Consider the following 14,524-nt stretch of genomic DNA (forward strand, 5'->3'; position numbering starts at 1 on the left):
GCGCCACGTCAGTGCGTCGCGGGTGCCGCGTCCTCGTCGTCGGCGGCGTGCAGCACCGACTCGGCCTGCCCGAGCAGGTGCCGCGCGGCCAGGCTCAGCGACCGCACCCCGACCACGACGACGAGCAGGGTGAGCAGCACGAGCAGCACGGTCGTGGGCACCCACGCCACCGGCAGGTCGAGCACCCGGAACCACTCGATCGCCGCCGTCGCGACCGCCGCAGCCGGGAACACGAACGACCAGAACCCGAGCGAGAACCCGAGCCGGACGTACCGGGGCAGCAGGGCGAGCTGCACGAGGAGCATGAGGACCCCGAGGCCCGCGATGGCCTGCACGGGCAGGGTCCGGGCGTCGTCGGTGAGCGCGAACAGGGACACCGTCGCCACCGCGGGCGGAGCCACGAGGATCGCCATCGTGGGGACGAGCGGGTCGGGCAGTGCGGGGCGGAACGACAACCGGATGAGGAGCAGTCCGGTCATCACGCCCCAGAAGAACACGCCGACGCCGAAGCACGCCCAGGACAGCCAGCCCACACCGACCTCGTGCGTGGCGACGGAAGCGACGAGGGCCGCGGCGACCGTCGGCAGCAGGTAACCGCCGTGCACGGCCTCCAGCGTCAGGCGCCCCTCGAACCACGTGCTCAGCAACCACGCCGCGAACCCGGCAGCGACCGCCACCGCGAGCACCACGAGGACCTGCCCCCCGATCTCCCAGAACCGCGCGAGGTCGACGCCGAGGAGCATCGCCGTCGCGGGGACCAGGGCGGCGATCGGGCCCTGCGCCGGGTGGCGGAGCTGGTCGACCAGGCGTTCATCGACCCGGACGCCCCGCAGGACGTGCGCGCCGAGCAGCCACGACCACGCCACTGCCGCGACCACCCAGAACACCTGCGGGACGACGGCCGGCACTCCGAGGACGGGCGCCGCGTACGACCAGGTCTTCGCGAAGCCGGCCAGGCCGAACGGTGCGGCGAGGGTGTTGAGCGGGATGCGGGAGGTCGGGCGTGCGCTGGGCATAGGGGTTCCATTGTCCCCGGCTCGCGTCGTGCCGCGTAACGGAGCCCAGCTCGGAGGCGCCCCGTGGCACATTGGGCCGATGCCCTTCGAGAACAGCGACCACGTCCAGGCCACCACCGCCGGGTCGCTCCCGCGCACGCCGGAGCTCATCGCCGCGAACGCCGCTCGCCCCGTGGGCGCCGACGGCTTCACCCTCGAGACCACCGACGAGGTCCGCGCGATGACGAGCGCGGCCGTCGACGACGTCGTCGGCCGCCAGACCGCCCTCGGCATCACGCAGCCGGGTGACGGCGAGTTCGGCAAGGCGATGTCGAACAGCGTCGACTACGGCGCGTGGTGGGGCTACTCGTTCCAGCGCGTCAGCGGACTCTCGCTCACGGACGCCGACATCTTCACGCAGGAGCCGGTCCGCTCGAGCCCGGGCAACGTGCAGCTGACCAGCTTCCCGGACCGTCGCGACTGGACGATCTTCCGCGAGGCCTACACCGACCCGGCGTCGGGCATCGGTACCGGCAAGAACGCCACCGCCTTCCCCACCACGACCGGCCCGATCGCCTACACCGGGCACGAGGCCGCACGCACCGACGCCGCCAACCTCAAGCACGCCGTCGAAGCGGCCGGTGCCGAGAACGGCTTCATCACGGCGCTCTCCCCCGGCTCCGCGGCCCGGGTCGCGAACGAGTACTACGCCACCGACGAAGAGCACATCTGGGCCTGGGCCGACGCGCTGCGCGAGGAGTACCGGATCATCCTCGACGCGGGCCTCGTGCTGCAGATCGACGACCCCTCGATCGCCGAGAACTGGGACCAGATCAACCCGGAGCCGAGCCTCGAGGACTACCGCGCCTTCACTCGCATCCGCGTCGAGGCGCTCAACCACGCGCTCGAGGGGCTCGACACCAGCCGCGTCCGCTTCCACCTGTGCTGGGGCTCGTGGCACGGTCCGCACACCACCGACATCGAGCTCCGCCACATCGTCGACCTGATGCTCGACATCGATGCCGGCGCGTACTCGTTCGAGGCCGCGAACGCCCGCCACGAACACGAGTGGACCGTGTGGCAGGACGTCACGCTGCCCGACGGCAAGGTGATCGTCCCCGGCGTCGTCGGCCACGCCACGAACGTCGTCGAGCACCCCGACCTGGTCGCGCAGCGCATCGAGCGGTTCGCCTCGGTCGTCGGGCGCGAGCGCGTCATCGCCGGCACCGACTGCGGCCTGGGCGGCCGCATCCACCCGCAGATCGCCGCGGCGAAGCTCGAGTCGCTCGGCGAGGGCGCACGCCGCGCGAGCGCGAAGCTCTTCTGAGCCGCTCGTTCCTTCCCAGAACGGCTGCGGTAGCAAGCGAGAACGGGCGTATCTGCCACGAAGATCACGGCAGGTACGCCCGTTTCGTGGAGGTACGCCCGGTTTCGGCAGGCCTTAGGGGCTACCGCCGTGCGCGGCCGAGGACGATCGCGCCGACCGCGGCAGCGCCACCGAGCCACACGAGCGGGCGCGTGACACGCCGTCGCTTCGCGACCCAGCCGCCGTTCGTGGCGTTGCCGGCGTCCGCCGGGGCGTAGAGGTTGCCGTCGGTGGGGTCGCCCTTCCCGCGCAGCGCGAAGGTCTCGACCATCGGCTTCGTGATCTTGTGGAACAGCCCCGGGAACACGTACTGCAGCGGGACGAGCGACGCCTGGATGCGGCCGACGTAGCGGTACCGCTTCGGGTGCGTGGCGGCGGTCACGACGGCACGACCCGCGCGCTCGACCGAGACCGTCGGCGGCAGCGGGTGCGAGTTCTTGTCGGTGTAGTTGGCGCCGTTCTGGTAGATCGGCGTGTCGATCGTCGACGGCAGCAGCGTGGTGAAGCGGATGCCGGTGTGCGCGAACTCGTCACCGAGGACGTCGACCAGGCCGAGCGCCGCGTGCTTGCTCGTGACGTACGCCGACTGGTAGGGCGCCGACAGCAGTGACTGGATCGAGCCGACGAGCACGTACGTGCCCGTCCCGCGCTGCTTCCAGTGCGGGAGCAGGTGCGTGATCGCGTTGAGGTGGCCGTAGAGGTTCGTGTCGACGACCCGCTTGAACGCCTCGGTGGGGGTCTGCTCGAACAGGCCGTAGACGAACAGGGCCGCGTTGCCGACGAAGACGTCGATCCGCCCGTGCCGACTCGTCACCGTGCTGATGAGGTCCTTGACCTGGTGCTCGTCGGCGACGTCCGTCGGGATCGCGACCGCGTCGGCCCCGAGTGCGCGGCACTCGGCGGCGGCGGCCTCGAGGGAGTCGTGGCCGCGTGCGGCGAGCACGAGCGTGGCACCCTGTCGGGCGAACTCGTGCGCCGCGGCCCTCCCGATGCCGCTCGATGCTCCGGTGACGACGACGATCTTCCCGCGGTACCGATGTCCCATGCGTCCTTGGTACGCGCCTGCTGGTCCGTTCCCGCACAGACGGGCCGTACCCCTCGCCCCGGTGCGAGGATGGAGCATGCGCAAGGACGACCTGACCGTCGACGAAGCCACGGTCATCGCCGAACACGCCCGGTCCGGTGCCCTCGAGCTGGACGACCCCGAGGTCCGCAAGGTCGTCGAGCAGGCGAACCGGGTGCTGGTCCGTGCACAGATGTGGGGCGAGGAGCGGAGTCCGAAGCTGCGTCGTCGCCGCCGCTTCATCGCGATCGGTGCGCTCGTGATGGTGCTCGTCTGGGTGGCTGGACTGCTCGTGCCGCTCGCGCTGCGCTTCGGCGTGTAGCCGGAGCCGAGCCCGCGTCGCCGTTCGGTTCAGCGGCCGGTGCGGGCGTTCCGGGCGAGGAGCCAGAGGTACGTGCTGTGCCCGACGAGCGCCAGGCCGAAGAAGATCGCGGCGACGGCGTAGACGCGGTCGAGCTTCCCCTTCCCGACGACGAGCATCACGATGCAGAACGCCACCGCGATCGCCAGCACGCCGACCTGCACGGTCGACCAGATCCGTCGGAAGCGCGGCATGCCCGTCTCGTTCACCCGGCCATTCTCCCCCATGCCGCGCCCGCCGTGCGGTCGCCCGACGTCAGCCCGCGGTACGACGCGGGCGAGGCACGTCGGTACCGTGCTCCGATGTGCGGCCCCGCCGGCCGGACCTAGCGTGCAGGCATGGACACGCACCACCCCACGGCCACCCCCACCAGCACTCCGGCCCGCGCTGCACGCCGACGCCGTCGCCCGCTCCGGATCATCGGCTTCTCGCTCGTCGGGCTCGTCGGCCTCGGCGCCCTGACGCTCGGAGGCACGGCCACCTACGACGCGATCGCGACGGCGGCGGAACGGGACGACATCCGCCCGTACGGCGAACTCGTCCCCGTCACCGGCGGCCGGGTCAACGTCGCCGTCACCGGGTCCGGGGCGTCGACCGTCGTGCTGCTGCCAGGCTTCGGCACGGCATCCCCCGTGATCGACTTCGCCCCGCTCGTCGACCGGTTGCAGGACACGCACCGGGTGGTGGTCGTCGAGCCGCTCGGGTACGGCCTGAGCGACGGCACCGACCGGCCCCGGACCATCGCGAACATCGTCGACGAGGTGCACCAGGCGCTGTCGACCCTCGGCATCGACCGCTACGTGCTCGCGGGGCACTCGGTCGCCGGGATCTACGCGCTCGAGTACACGAACACGTACCCGGACGAGGTGCAGGCGTTCGTCGGCATCGACAGCAGTGTGCCGACGCAGCCCGGCATCGACGAGGCCGTCGGGTCTGGCCTGTTCCGCTTCGTGAAGGCCACCGGGCTCGCCCGTGTGCTCGCTGCCGTGTCCGGCGACGCGTACGCCGGGTTGCCCTACACCGATGCGCAGAAGGAGCAGATGACCCTGCTGTCACACCGCACCAGCATGCGCGCGACGTACCTGGACGAGTACGAGCACCTCGGCGCGAACTTCCGGCACGCCCGCAGCCTCGCGTTCCCCGCCGATCTGCCGGTCCGCCTGTTCGTCGTGGGCGACGACCCGGAGGTGCCGGGGTGGGAGCGCCTGCACCGTGAGCAGGCGGCTTCGGTCGCCGACGGCCAGGTCGTCCTGCTCGACGGCGGGCACTACCTGCACCACACGCACGCGGCGGAGATCGCCGAGGGCATCGACGCGGTCGCCGACCTCGGTCAGTGATCCCGGAGCGCCTCGACGAGCTCGGCCTTGCGCTTCGACGAGTACCCGGTCAGGCCGATCTCCTTCGCCCGCTTCCGGAGGTCCGCGACGGTCCAGTCGTCGTAGGAGCCGGATTCGCCGCCCTTCTTCCCGACGGCCTCCTCGCCGCGGGCCGCTGCGGCGTTGCTGATCCGCGCGGCCTTCTCCTTCGAGTTGCCCTCCTTGCGGAGCTCCTCGTACATGTCCGGCTTCTTGAGTTGGTTCGGCATGGTGCGTCACGGTACGCGCGGCGGCCCGGCGTCGTTCCGCGCCGGCGGCGGCCCGGCGTCGTTTCGCGCCGGCGGCGGCCCGGCGTCGTTCCGAGCCGCTGGCGGCTCAGTGCTTCTCTGGGTCGTGGCCCCAGTTCATCAACGAGTACCGCCACGGGGTGTCGTGCACGTCACCGTCCGGCCGCTGCTCCGAGTGCCGGGCGACGTAGCCGACCACCTTCCGCATGTGGGCGTGGTCGTCGTCGGTCCGGTCCGCCTTGTGCTTCTCGAGGATCCGGATGATGTGCCGCCCGCTCTCGTGCCCGGTCGACTCACCGCCGCCCGGGGGCTTCTGCCCGACGTGCTTCGACTCGTCGGTGTCGAGCCACTTCCGGAGCTCCGACGGGGTCATGTTCACCGCGTCGGCGAAGTCGCGCTCGGTCTGCTGGTCGTCGTCGTCGTCACTCATGGCCCCGAGGCAACCCCGCCGTCCTGGACGGGTGCGCAGGGCGGATGGCGCTCCGCCGCCGTCCAGCCGGGACGGGTTCCGTGGAGGCACGAGCAGGAAGGAACTCGCATGCCCACCGACCAGTACGAACACGGCGACCCGCGCACCCGCTACCCCGACGTCAAGCCGGAGCCGCAGACGCAGGACGAGCCGGGCCTCCAGTCCGCCATGGACCCGGTCCCCGACCTGGGCGAGACGAGCTACCGGGGCACCGGCCGGCTCGCCGGCCGCAAGGCCCTGATCACCGGCGGTGACTCCGGCATCGGCGGCGCCGTCGCGATCGCGTTCGCCCGCGAGGGCGCCGACGTCGCGATCGCCTACCTGCCGGAGGAGCAGTCCGACGCCGACCACGTGCTCGGGCAGATCCTTGCCGCCGGACGCACCGCCGTGGCGATCCCCGGCGACCTGCGTGACAAGGCGTACGCGCAGGAGCTCGTCGACCAGGCCGTCGCCGGACTCGGCGGTCTCGACGCCCTGGTGAGCGTCGCCGGCAAGCAGCGCTGGCAGCCGGACGTGCTCGACATCACCGACGACCAGTTCGAGGCGACCTTCGACGTGAACGTCTTCGGGCTGTTCCGCCTCGTCAAGGCGGCGCTGCCGCACCTGGAACCCGGTGCGACGATCACCACGACGGCGTCGATGGAGGCGTACAAGCCGGCACCCGACCGGCTCGACTACGCGGCGTCGAAGGGCGCGATCAACAACCTGTCGAAGGGGCTGTCGCAGCTGCTCGTCGAGCGTGGCATCCGCGTGAACGTCGTCGCTCCCGGGCCGACGTGGACGGTCCTGCAGCCGAGCGGCGGCGTCGACCCGTCGACGTTGCCGGAGTTCGGGAGCAGCGAGTCGCCGATGGGCCGCGCCGGACAGCCAGCCGAACTCGCACCGGCCTACGTCTTCCTGGCGTCGGACGAGTCGAGCTACGTCGTCGGCGAGACGCTCAACGTGAACGGCGGCATGGTCACGCCCTGACCTGCACCGCGCGCCGACGGGCAGATCAACCGCGAGGACTGATCTCCGGTACATCGTGAGCAGGAATGGTCGGGTTCGCTTGCAGCACCCGACCATTCCTGCTCACGAAGCGCCCCCGGCGCCCGCCGCCGCGGTCGCCCACTGCTAGCGTGCAGACGTGTCCTGGGGTCGGCTCTACTTCGCACTGCAGGCCGTCGGCGGCACTGCCTGGTGGATCGGCGTCGCGACGCTCCCCGCCGTCCGGACGCTCACGCTCGGCTCGCTGGACCCGGTGGTCGTCGCGGCCCTCGACGTCCCGCTCTTCGTCGTGGCCTCGGCGCTCGCGGCGGTCTCCGCTGGCACGGTCGGACGGATCGCGGCGACCGTCGCCACCGTGTGGACCGCGCTCGTCCTCGCCGGACTCGCCGTCTGGGCGACCGTCACCGGCGAGGCCGGCTGGGGCGTCGTCGTCATGACCGCGGCGACCGTCGGCTCCGTGCTGGCCCTCGCCCTCGTCCTGCTCGGCCGGGTACCGACCGAGTGGTTGACGTCCGGTCCACTGCGGTTCCGCACGGCCGATCCGGGTGCCGCGACGTCACGGCACGTGGTCGCGACGACCGTGCAGATCGTCGTCTTCTGGGGGCTGTTCCTCGGGGTGTTCCCCGTGGCCATCGCCGTCGCCGAACACCGCTGGCGGCTGCACCCCGCACTGCCCGGACCGGTCGTGACCGCGCTGCTGGTGGTCGGGCTCGTCGTCCTCGCGCTCGCCAGCGCGCTCGGCATCGCGTCGGCCGCGGCGATGTCGACCAAGGGCGCTGGCACCCCGCTGCCGTCCGCCAGTGCGAACCGGCTGGTCGTCGCCGGACCGTACCGCTCGGTGCGCAACCCGATGGCGCTCGCCGGCATCACGCAGGGCGTCGCGGTCGGGCTGCTGCTCGGCTCGTGGATGGTCGTCGTCTACGCACTCGCCGGGTCGATCGTGTGGAACTGCGTCGTCCGGCCGCTCGAGGAAGCCGACCTCGAGGCCCGCTTCGGCGACGACTTCCGCCGCTACGCCGCCCGGGTCCGGTGCTGGGTGCCGCGGTGGCCGATCGCCGCGAGCGTCGGCGGGGTCCCCGTCTCCGTCAGCTCGCCGCGCCGGTGATGTTCACGAGCCACGTGACCCGGAACCGGTCGGTGAGCATCCCGAAGGTGTCGCCCCAGGGGGCCGTCGTGAGCGGTTCGATGATCGACGCGCCCTCGGCGAGCCCGTTCCAGTAGCGGGTCAGGGCCTCGTGGTCGTCGCCGCTGAGCGACAACGAGATCGTGCTCTCCGACGGCGTCTCCATGCCCGTCGGCGCGTCCGAGGCCATCAGCAGCAGGCCGTTCTCGCCCTCGAGCTGCCCGTGCATGACCTTGTCGGCGTCGGCGGGGTCCTGGCTCATGCCGGCTTCGCCGAAGGTGCCGATCGTGAGCTCGCCGTGGAACACCGAGTGGTAGAAGTCGAGGGCTTCGCGGGCCCCCGAGCGGAAGCCGAGGTACGGGTTGAGACGCACGGACATGGTGGACTCCTCACGACGGGCGGGCGTCGTCGCCCGCTGCGCGCCCATCGTCGCAGACGCGACGTGCCCGCGGAAGGGCGCGGTGCCTTGGACGGACGTGGGATGCGGCCTGGAGGCTCGTGGCGGCGCCGCCCCGCGCCTCCAGGCCGTCAGGCGGTCGCTCTGCGGTCCGTGGCCGGGTCTGCCCCGGCCAGGTCACGGATGCGCTTCGCCGGCACGCCGGCGTAGACGCCGTGCGCCAGCAGGCGCCCGGTGACGACCGCGCCGGCCGCGACGACCACGTCGTGCTCGATGTGCGCGCCGGGCAGGATCGTCGCACGGCCGCCGATCCACACGCGGTCCTCGATGACCACCGGACGGCCGGTCGGCGTCTCGCTCCACCGGCCTTCGGCGTCGATCGGGTGGTGGCTCGTCATGATGAGGACCTGCATGCCGATGGCCGCGTTCGCTCCGATGGTGACCGGTGCGATGGCTTCGACGGTCACGCCGCGGTTGCAGTAGACACCTCGAGCCACGGAAAGGTTGCGCGGGTCTCCGGTGAGCGAGAAGCCGGGGCCCGGCGCCGACTCCACGTGCGCCCCAGCCGTCTTCAGGATCAGCTGTCGCAGCACGCGCGGCAGGAACGGCGAACCGAGCAGAACGGTGAGGACGAGGTGCTCCCGAGCGTGCGCGGTGTCCTCGCGCAGCAGGCGGACCAACATGGAGGGGACGGGGACGGCTGGCGTGGCCATGCGGCCTCCTGGGCTCGGGGGACGGTGCGGGGTCGCACAGCCGAAACGTAGGCGCTGCAGGGCCGCTCGACAACGGACGCACTGGTGGTTGCGCGATCCTTGCGGTATCGCCCGCCGGCCGGCACGACGGCGATCTCACCCGGTCGGTGCGATCCGGGCAGCGCCCGTGCACGCCTACCGTGCTGCGGCTGGGAGGCGACATGCAGGAGTTCGTGAACGGTCTGGTGCAGAACTCGTCCTTCGGCGCCTGGGACGTGGTCCTCGCCGTCGTCGTCCTGGTCGTCGGGTGGTTCGTGTCCGTGTGGGCCCGGCGAGGCGTCGTCGTGGCGCTGGCGAAGTGGAGCGGGCTCGGACCGAGCGGGACGAACCTCGTGGCGCGTCTCGTGCGCTACTCGATCCTCCTGCTCACGATCGGCATCGTCCTCACCGTGCTCGGAGCGCCCTTGCAGCCGGTGCTCGCCGCGGTGATCATCATCAGTGCCGTCGCGTTCCTGGCCCTGCGCGGGATCGCGGCGAACTTCGGCGCGGGTCTGGTCATCCAGGCCCGACGACCGGTGCGGATCGGCGACTCGATCGAGGTCGAGGGCGTGGCCGGCCGCATCGTCGAGTTGACGGGGCGTTCCGTCCTGCTGGCCACCTCGGACGGCAGGACGATCCGGATCCCGAACACCATGCTGCTCGAGAACCCGCTCTGGAACGCCAGCGAGTCGGGGTCGGTCCGGAGCGAGGTCCGGGCGCGGCTGCACGGCTCACCGGACCTCGACCGGGTCTGCCCGGTGCTGCTGGACGCGGTGGCCTCGGTGTCCTCGGTGGCTTCGGTGGCTTCGGGGTCCTCGGTGTCGTCGACGGATCCCGAGGTCTTCCTGCACACGATCACGCCGGCCTGGGCGGACATCACCATCCGGTTCTGGTCCGCGTACGACGACCGCGAGGCCGCCCGGTCGTCGGTGGTGCGCGCGGTCGCGGTGGCGCTCGGCGGCACCGGCCTGACCTGCTCGGTCTCGTCGGACGGACCACGGTTCCTGACCGCGCTCGTCGACGCCGTGGACTGACGGTTCTGCGGGGTCGTGCGGGGTCGTGCGTGGTCGTGCGATCTCACCCGTTCCGGGCGTGCACGTCGACGCGCCGGGCGGTGAGGCTCGTCGCGCAGACCAACGAACAGGAGCGGACCATGGCCAAGCAGTTCTCCGGCAAGATCGAACTCGACGTGCGCGACTCCGTCGCCGACTGGGACGCGTTCATCCCGTCGAAGGCGCCGACGGGATCCCCGAACGTCCTCGTCGTGCTCTACGACGACACCGGGCAGGCAGCGTGGTCACCGTACGGCGGCCGGATCCAGATGCCCACGATGGAGCGGCTCGCCGCGAACGGCCTCACCTACTCGCAGTGGCACACCACGGCGCTCTGCTCCCCCACGCGGTCGACGTTCCTGACCGGCCGGAACCACCACGCGAACGGGTTCGCGTCGATCTCGGAGTCGTCGACCGGGTTCCCCGGCTACAGCTCGCACATCCCGCCCGAGAACGCGACGATGGCGAACGTGCTCCGTGACGCCGGGTGGTCGACGTTCTGGGTCGGCAAGAACCACAACGTCCCGATCGACGAGTGGACGGCGGGCGCCTCGAAGAAGAACTGGACGCTCGCGCAGGGCTACGACCGGTTCTACGGCTTCATCGGCGGTGAGACGAACAACTGGTACCCCTCGCTCGCCGAGGACAACCACTACATCGACCAGCCGTCGCTGCCCGCGGACGGCTACCACCTGTCCAAGGACCTCGCCGACCAGGCGCTGAAGATGATCCGGGACACGAAGCAGACCGAGCCGGACAAGCCCTGGTACCTCTGGTTCTGCCCGGGTGCGAACCACGCGCCGCACCACGCCCCGCAGGAGTACATCGACAAGTACAAGGGACAGTTCGACGACGGCTACGAGGCCTACCGTGAGTGGGTCCTCCCCCGGATGATCGAACGCGGCATTCTCCCGGAGGGCACCGAGCTCACGGAGCTCAACCCGATGACCCCCGGCACGTTCTCGGACTCCGACGTCGTGCGTCCGTGGGACGAACTCGACGCCGAGGAACGCGCGATGTTCAGCCGGATGGCCGAGGTCTACGCCGGGTTCTCCGAGTACACCGACGCGCAGGTCGGCCGCATCGTGGACTACCTCGAGGAGTCCGGGCAGCTCGACAACACCATCGTCGTCTACTGCGCGGACAACGGCGCGTCGGGCGAGGGCAGCCCGAACGGTTCGGTCAACGAGGGCAAGATCTTCGGCGGCTACCCCGACGACCTCGCGCAGAACCTGACGATGGTCGACGAGCTCGGCAGCCCGGACACCTACAACCACTACCCGACCGGATGGGCGGCGGCGTTCTCGACCCCGTACCGGATGTTCAAGCGGTACGTGTACCAGGGCGGGATCTGCGACCCGCTGGTGATCTCGTGGCCGGCCGGCATCGCCTCCCGCGGCGAGGTCCGGAACCAGTACCACCACTCGACCGACATCGTGCCGACCATCCTCGACGCCTGCGGCGTCACGTTCCCGGACACGTACGCCGGCGTGGAACAGCGACCACTCGACGGGGTCTCGATGCGGTCGTCCTTCGACGCAGCCGACGAGCCGACGTCGAAGCACACGCAGTACTACGAGATGTTCGGCAACCGCGGCATCTGGCACGAGGGCTGGAAGGCGGTGACCGAGCACGGACCTGGAGCCGGGACGAGCGGCTTCGACAGCGACCGGTGGCAGCTGTTCCACACCGACGTCGACCGCTCCGAGGCGCACGACCTCGCCGCGGAGCACCCGGACAAGGTCGAGGAACTCGTGGCGCGCTGGTTCGCGGAGGCGAAGGCCAACAACGTGCTGCCCCTGAACGACCTGCAGATCCTGGGGAACCCCGAGGACTTCGAGACCTTCATCACGATGGAGTTCAAGGTCCCCGTCCCGCCGAGCGGGCAGTACACGTACTACCCGGGCACCACCGAGGTGCCGGAGCGTTCCGCGGCGAACGTGCACGGGGTGTCGTACAAGATCGTCGCGGACGTCGACTTCACGCCGGACACCGAGGGCGTCGTGTTCGCGCACGGATCCCGGTTCGGCGGCCACGCCCTGTACGTCAAGGACGGGCAGCTGTCCTACGTGTACAACTTCCTCGGCATCCCGCCCGAGAACGTCGTCTCCACCCCGGCTCCCACCTCCGGTCGGCACCTCGTCGGGGTCTCCTTCACGAAGGAGGGCACCGGGGAGTACCGCGAGGCCACGGGACCACTCGCGCTCTTCGTCGACGACGAGCAGGTCGCCGAGACGCCGATCAGGACCGTGCTCGGGCACTTCTCGCTCTGCGGCGAGGGACTCTGCATCGGCTACGACAGCGGCGACGCCGTCACGCAGGCCTACGCGGGCGAGCGGTTCGAGTTCCGCGACGGCACGATCCACAAGGTCGTGTTCGACATCGCCGACGACGCCTACGTCGACCTCGAGGCGCACCTCGCCGCCGCGATGTCGCGCGACTGAGATGGCGACCCGGCAGGTGGGGGCGGCACCGGCGCGCAGCCGGACGTGGTTCGCCCCCACCCTCCGGGGCTACGACCGCCGGTGGCTCGGGCGCGACGTCCTCGCCGGCCTGAGCGCCGGCGCGGTCGTCGTCCCCCAGGCCATGGCCTACGCGAGCATCGCGGAGCTGCCGGCACAGGTCGGGCTCTACACGTGCATGGCGCCGATGGCCGTCTACGCCCTGCTGGGCGGGTCGCGCGCGATGAGCGTGTCGACGACGTCGACGATCGCGACGCTCAGCGCCACGACGTTCGTCTCCGCGGGCGTCGCGGTCTCGTCCGACGACGCGCTCCGCGCACTGTCGACCCTCACCCTGCTCGTCGGCGTCGTCCTCGTCGTCGCCCGGCTGCTCACCCTGGGCTCGCTCGTCGAGAACATCAACAAGTCGACGCTGATCGGCGTCCAGATCGGGGTCGGCGCGACCGTCGCGGTCGGGCAGTTGCCGAAGCTGCTCGGACTGACCGACGACCCGACCGGGGCAGGGTTCATCCGCTCCGTGGTGGCGGTCGTCGAGGCGCTCCCCCGTGCGCACGGCCCGACGGTCGTGCTGTCCGTCGCCTCGGTCGCCGTGCTCCTGCTGCTGGGCCGGTTCGTGCCCGCGGTGCCGGGTCCGCTCGTCGTGGTCGCCGGCGGCATCGCGGCCTCGGCCGTCCTGCACCTGACCGACCTCGGCGTCGAGGTGATCGACCCCGTCCCGACCGGTCTCCCAAAGCCCGTGCTGCCCGACCTGACCCTCGTGCCGGCGATGCTCCCCGGTGCCCTCGGCATCGCGATGATGGCGTTCCTCGAGTCCGCAGCGGTGGCACGTGGGATCCGACAGCCGAGCGAGCCGCCGATCGACAGCGACCGCGAGCTGCTCGCGGCCGCCGCGGCGAACCTCGCCGGGTCCCTGACCCAGACGCTGCCGGCCGCCGGCGGGTTCTCGCAGAGCGCGGTCAACCAGCGGGCCGGCGCACGCACCCAGGTGTCGACCCTGGTGACCGTCGCGCTCGCGGTGCTGGTCGCGCTCGTCCTCGGACCGGTCCTGGCCCTGATGCCCACGGCGACCCTCGCCGCCCTCGTCGTCACCGCCGTCGTCGGACTCATCGACGTCCCCGCGCTCCGGAGGCTGGCCCGCATCAGCCGACGCGACTTCTGGCTCGCCGTGGTGACCGCGGCGGTCGGACTGACCGCCGGACTGCTGGCAGCCGTCGTCGCCGGGGTCGCCGGGACGTACTTCCTGGTCCTCCGCGAACTGCAGCGCGTCCGGCTGGCCCCGGGCCCCGTCGTCGGCACGACGATCAGCGCACGGATCGAGGGCGCCGTGTACACCGCGAACGTCCTGGCGTACGAGAACGCCGTCCTCCGGCTCGCCGTCGACGCGGACGGTGCCGACGCCGTCGTCCTCGACCTGTCGCGGATGCACGAGGCGACCGTCACCGTCCTCGACGGCCTCGCCGACCTCGATCACGAGCTCGCGCAACGCGGCGTCGTGCTCCTGCTCGTGGGCCTCCCCGGGTCGGCTACGGCGACGGCGTCGCGGACCGCGTGGTTCCGCGGGCTCGTCGACGACGGCAGGGTGCTGCCGACGGTCGACGCCGCGATGGCCGCGCGGACGGCTCAGGCTGCGGCTGCCGACCCGGGCTGAGGCCGAGATCAGCCGTCCCAGACCACCCGGAAGCCGATGTGGGTGGCGGCGGAGTCGCTGGTCTGTGGCGACCGAGCCGCCGGCCGGTACCGCAGGCAGTACTCCGGCGCACACAGGTGCGACCCGCCCTTGAGGACCCGCGTGACGGTCGACGGCGTCTCCGGGGCGGCGTCGTGGTGGGTGTCCGTCGGGCCGCAGCCGCAGTGCGCGGACGACTCGGTCGCCCGCGCCTCGGCCGGCGGCGTCGGGGTCGTCGGGGTAGTCGGG

The 14,524-nt window shown here is 71.5% G+C and carries 16 protein-coding genes; 8 read left to right on the forward strand and 8 right to left on the reverse strand.

The features are described from left to right. Window positions 1–8: 8 nt before the first annotated feature. Window positions 9–1,016, reverse strand: a complete 1,008-nt coding sequence (locus GVL05_RS16355; RefSeq protein ID WP_159573819.1) for a transporter — start codon at window positions 1,014–1,016, stop codon at window positions 9–11. A 79-nt stretch (window positions 1,017–1,095) separates the two neighbouring features. Between GVL05_RS16355 and GVL05_RS16360 the strand changes: the two genes are divergently transcribed. Then, window positions 1,096–2,322 (forward strand): cobalamin-independent methionine synthase II family protein, encoded by a 1,227-nt coding sequence (locus GVL05_RS16360; protein ID WP_159573820.1) that lies wholly within the window; start codon window positions 1,096–1,098, stop codon window positions 2,320–2,322. A 121-nt stretch (window positions 2,323–2,443) separates the two neighbouring features. Here GVL05_RS16360 and GVL05_RS16365 read toward each other — a convergent pair whose 3' ends face one another. Continuing rightward, window positions 2,444–3,406 (reverse strand): SDR family oxidoreductase, encoded by a 963-nt coding sequence (locus tag GVL05_RS16365; RefSeq protein WP_159573821.1) that lies wholly within the window; start codon window positions 3,404–3,406, stop codon window positions 2,444–2,446. A gap of 76 nt (window positions 3,407–3,482) precedes the next feature. On the opposite strand from GVL05_RS16365, the gene GVL05_RS16370 reads away from it, so the two are divergent. After that, window positions 3,483–3,746, forward strand: a complete 264-nt coding sequence (locus GVL05_RS16370) for a hypothetical protein (protein ID WP_123672725.1) — start codon at window positions 3,483–3,485, stop codon at window positions 3,744–3,746. A 29-nt stretch (window positions 3,747–3,775) separates the two neighbouring features. Here GVL05_RS16370 and GVL05_RS16375 read toward each other — a convergent pair whose 3' ends face one another. Beyond that, window positions 3,776–3,979, reverse strand: coding sequence for a hypothetical protein (locus GVL05_RS16375; protein WP_159573822.1), 204 nt, complete (start codon window positions 3,977–3,979; stop codon window positions 3,776–3,778). Between the two features lie 144 nt (window positions 3,980–4,123). Between GVL05_RS16375 and GVL05_RS16380 the strand changes: the two genes are divergently transcribed. Continuing rightward, window positions 4,124–5,122, forward strand: coding sequence for an alpha/beta fold hydrolase (locus GVL05_RS16380; protein ID WP_159573823.1), 999 nt, complete (start codon window positions 4,124–4,126; stop codon window positions 5,120–5,122). On the opposite strand, the gene GVL05_RS16385 is transcribed toward GVL05_RS16380, so the two are convergent. Further along, window positions 5,116–5,370, reverse strand: a complete 255-nt coding sequence (locus tag GVL05_RS16385) for a Rho termination factor N-terminal domain-containing protein (protein WP_123292629.1) — start codon at window positions 5,368–5,370, stop codon at window positions 5,116–5,118. The genes GVL05_RS16380 and GVL05_RS16385 overlap by 7 nt on opposite strands. Before the next feature lie 106 nt (window positions 5,371–5,476). Next, a complete protein-coding gene (locus tag GVL05_RS16390; protein ID WP_159573824.1) occupies window positions 5,477–5,818 on the reverse strand; it encodes a DUF3140 domain-containing protein in 342 nt (113 codons plus the stop codon). Window positions 5,819–5,926: 108 nt separating this feature from the next. Between GVL05_RS16390 and GVL05_RS16395 the strand changes: the two genes are divergently transcribed. Continuing rightward, a complete protein-coding gene (locus GVL05_RS16395) occupies window positions 5,927–6,826 on the forward strand; it encodes an SDR family oxidoreductase (RefSeq protein ID WP_159573825.1) in 900 nt (299 codons plus the stop codon). A 157-nt stretch (window positions 6,827–6,983) separates the two neighbouring features. Then, on the forward strand, window positions 6,984–7,949 hold the full coding sequence (locus GVL05_RS16400; protein ID WP_159573826.1) for an isoprenylcysteine carboxylmethyltransferase family protein: 966 nt from the start codon (window positions 6,984–6,986) through the stop codon (window positions 7,947–7,949). On the opposite strand, the gene GVL05_RS16405 is transcribed toward GVL05_RS16400, so the two are convergent. Continuing rightward, window positions 7,930–8,346 (reverse strand): VOC family protein, encoded by a 417-nt coding sequence (locus tag GVL05_RS16405; RefSeq protein ID WP_123672882.1) that lies wholly within the window; start codon window positions 8,344–8,346, stop codon window positions 7,930–7,932. The two genes, GVL05_RS16400 and GVL05_RS16405, sit on opposite strands and share 20 nt — an antisense overlap. A 149-nt stretch (window positions 8,347–8,495) precedes the next feature. Further along, entirely contained in the window at window positions 8,496–9,077 is a 582-nt protein-coding gene (locus GVL05_RS16410; RefSeq protein ID WP_131920402.1) for a DapH/DapD/GlmU-related protein, read from the reverse strand. A gap of 200 nt (window positions 9,078–9,277) precedes the next feature. Between GVL05_RS16410 and GVL05_RS16415 the strand changes: the two genes are divergently transcribed. The 3 genes from GVL05_RS16415 to GVL05_RS16425 all read left to right on the forward strand — a co-directional run bounded on the left by GVL05_RS16415 (window position 9,278) and on the right by GVL05_RS16425 (window position 14,257). Then, window positions 9,278–10,129: a mechanosensitive ion channel family protein gene (locus GVL05_RS16415; protein WP_159573827.1), complete on the forward strand. Its 852-nt coding sequence runs from the start codon at window positions 9,278–9,280 to the stop codon at window positions 10,127–10,129. A 119-nt stretch (window positions 10,130–10,248) separates the two neighbouring features. Beyond that, window positions 10,249–12,591, forward strand: coding sequence for an arylsulfatase (locus GVL05_RS16420; RefSeq protein ID WP_159573828.1), 2,343 nt, complete (start codon window positions 10,249–10,251; stop codon window positions 12,589–12,591). Between the two features lies 1 nt (window position 12,592). Beyond that, window positions 12,593–14,257, forward strand: a complete 1,665-nt coding sequence (locus GVL05_RS16425; protein WP_159573829.1) for a SulP family inorganic anion transporter — start codon at window positions 12,593–12,595, stop codon at window positions 14,255–14,257. Between the two features lie 8 nt (window positions 14,258–14,265). Here GVL05_RS16425 and GVL05_RS16430 read toward each other — a convergent pair. After that, on the reverse strand, window positions 14,266–14,524 hold a 259-nt coding region (locus GVL05_RS16430; protein WP_159573830.1), incomplete at its 5' end, for an SUMF1/EgtB/PvdO family nonheme iron enzyme.

The organism is Curtobacterium sp. 18060 (genome assembly GCF_902706105.1).
Classification (GTDB): domain Bacteria; phylum Actinomycetota; class Actinomycetes; order Actinomycetales; family Microbacteriaceae; genus Curtobacterium.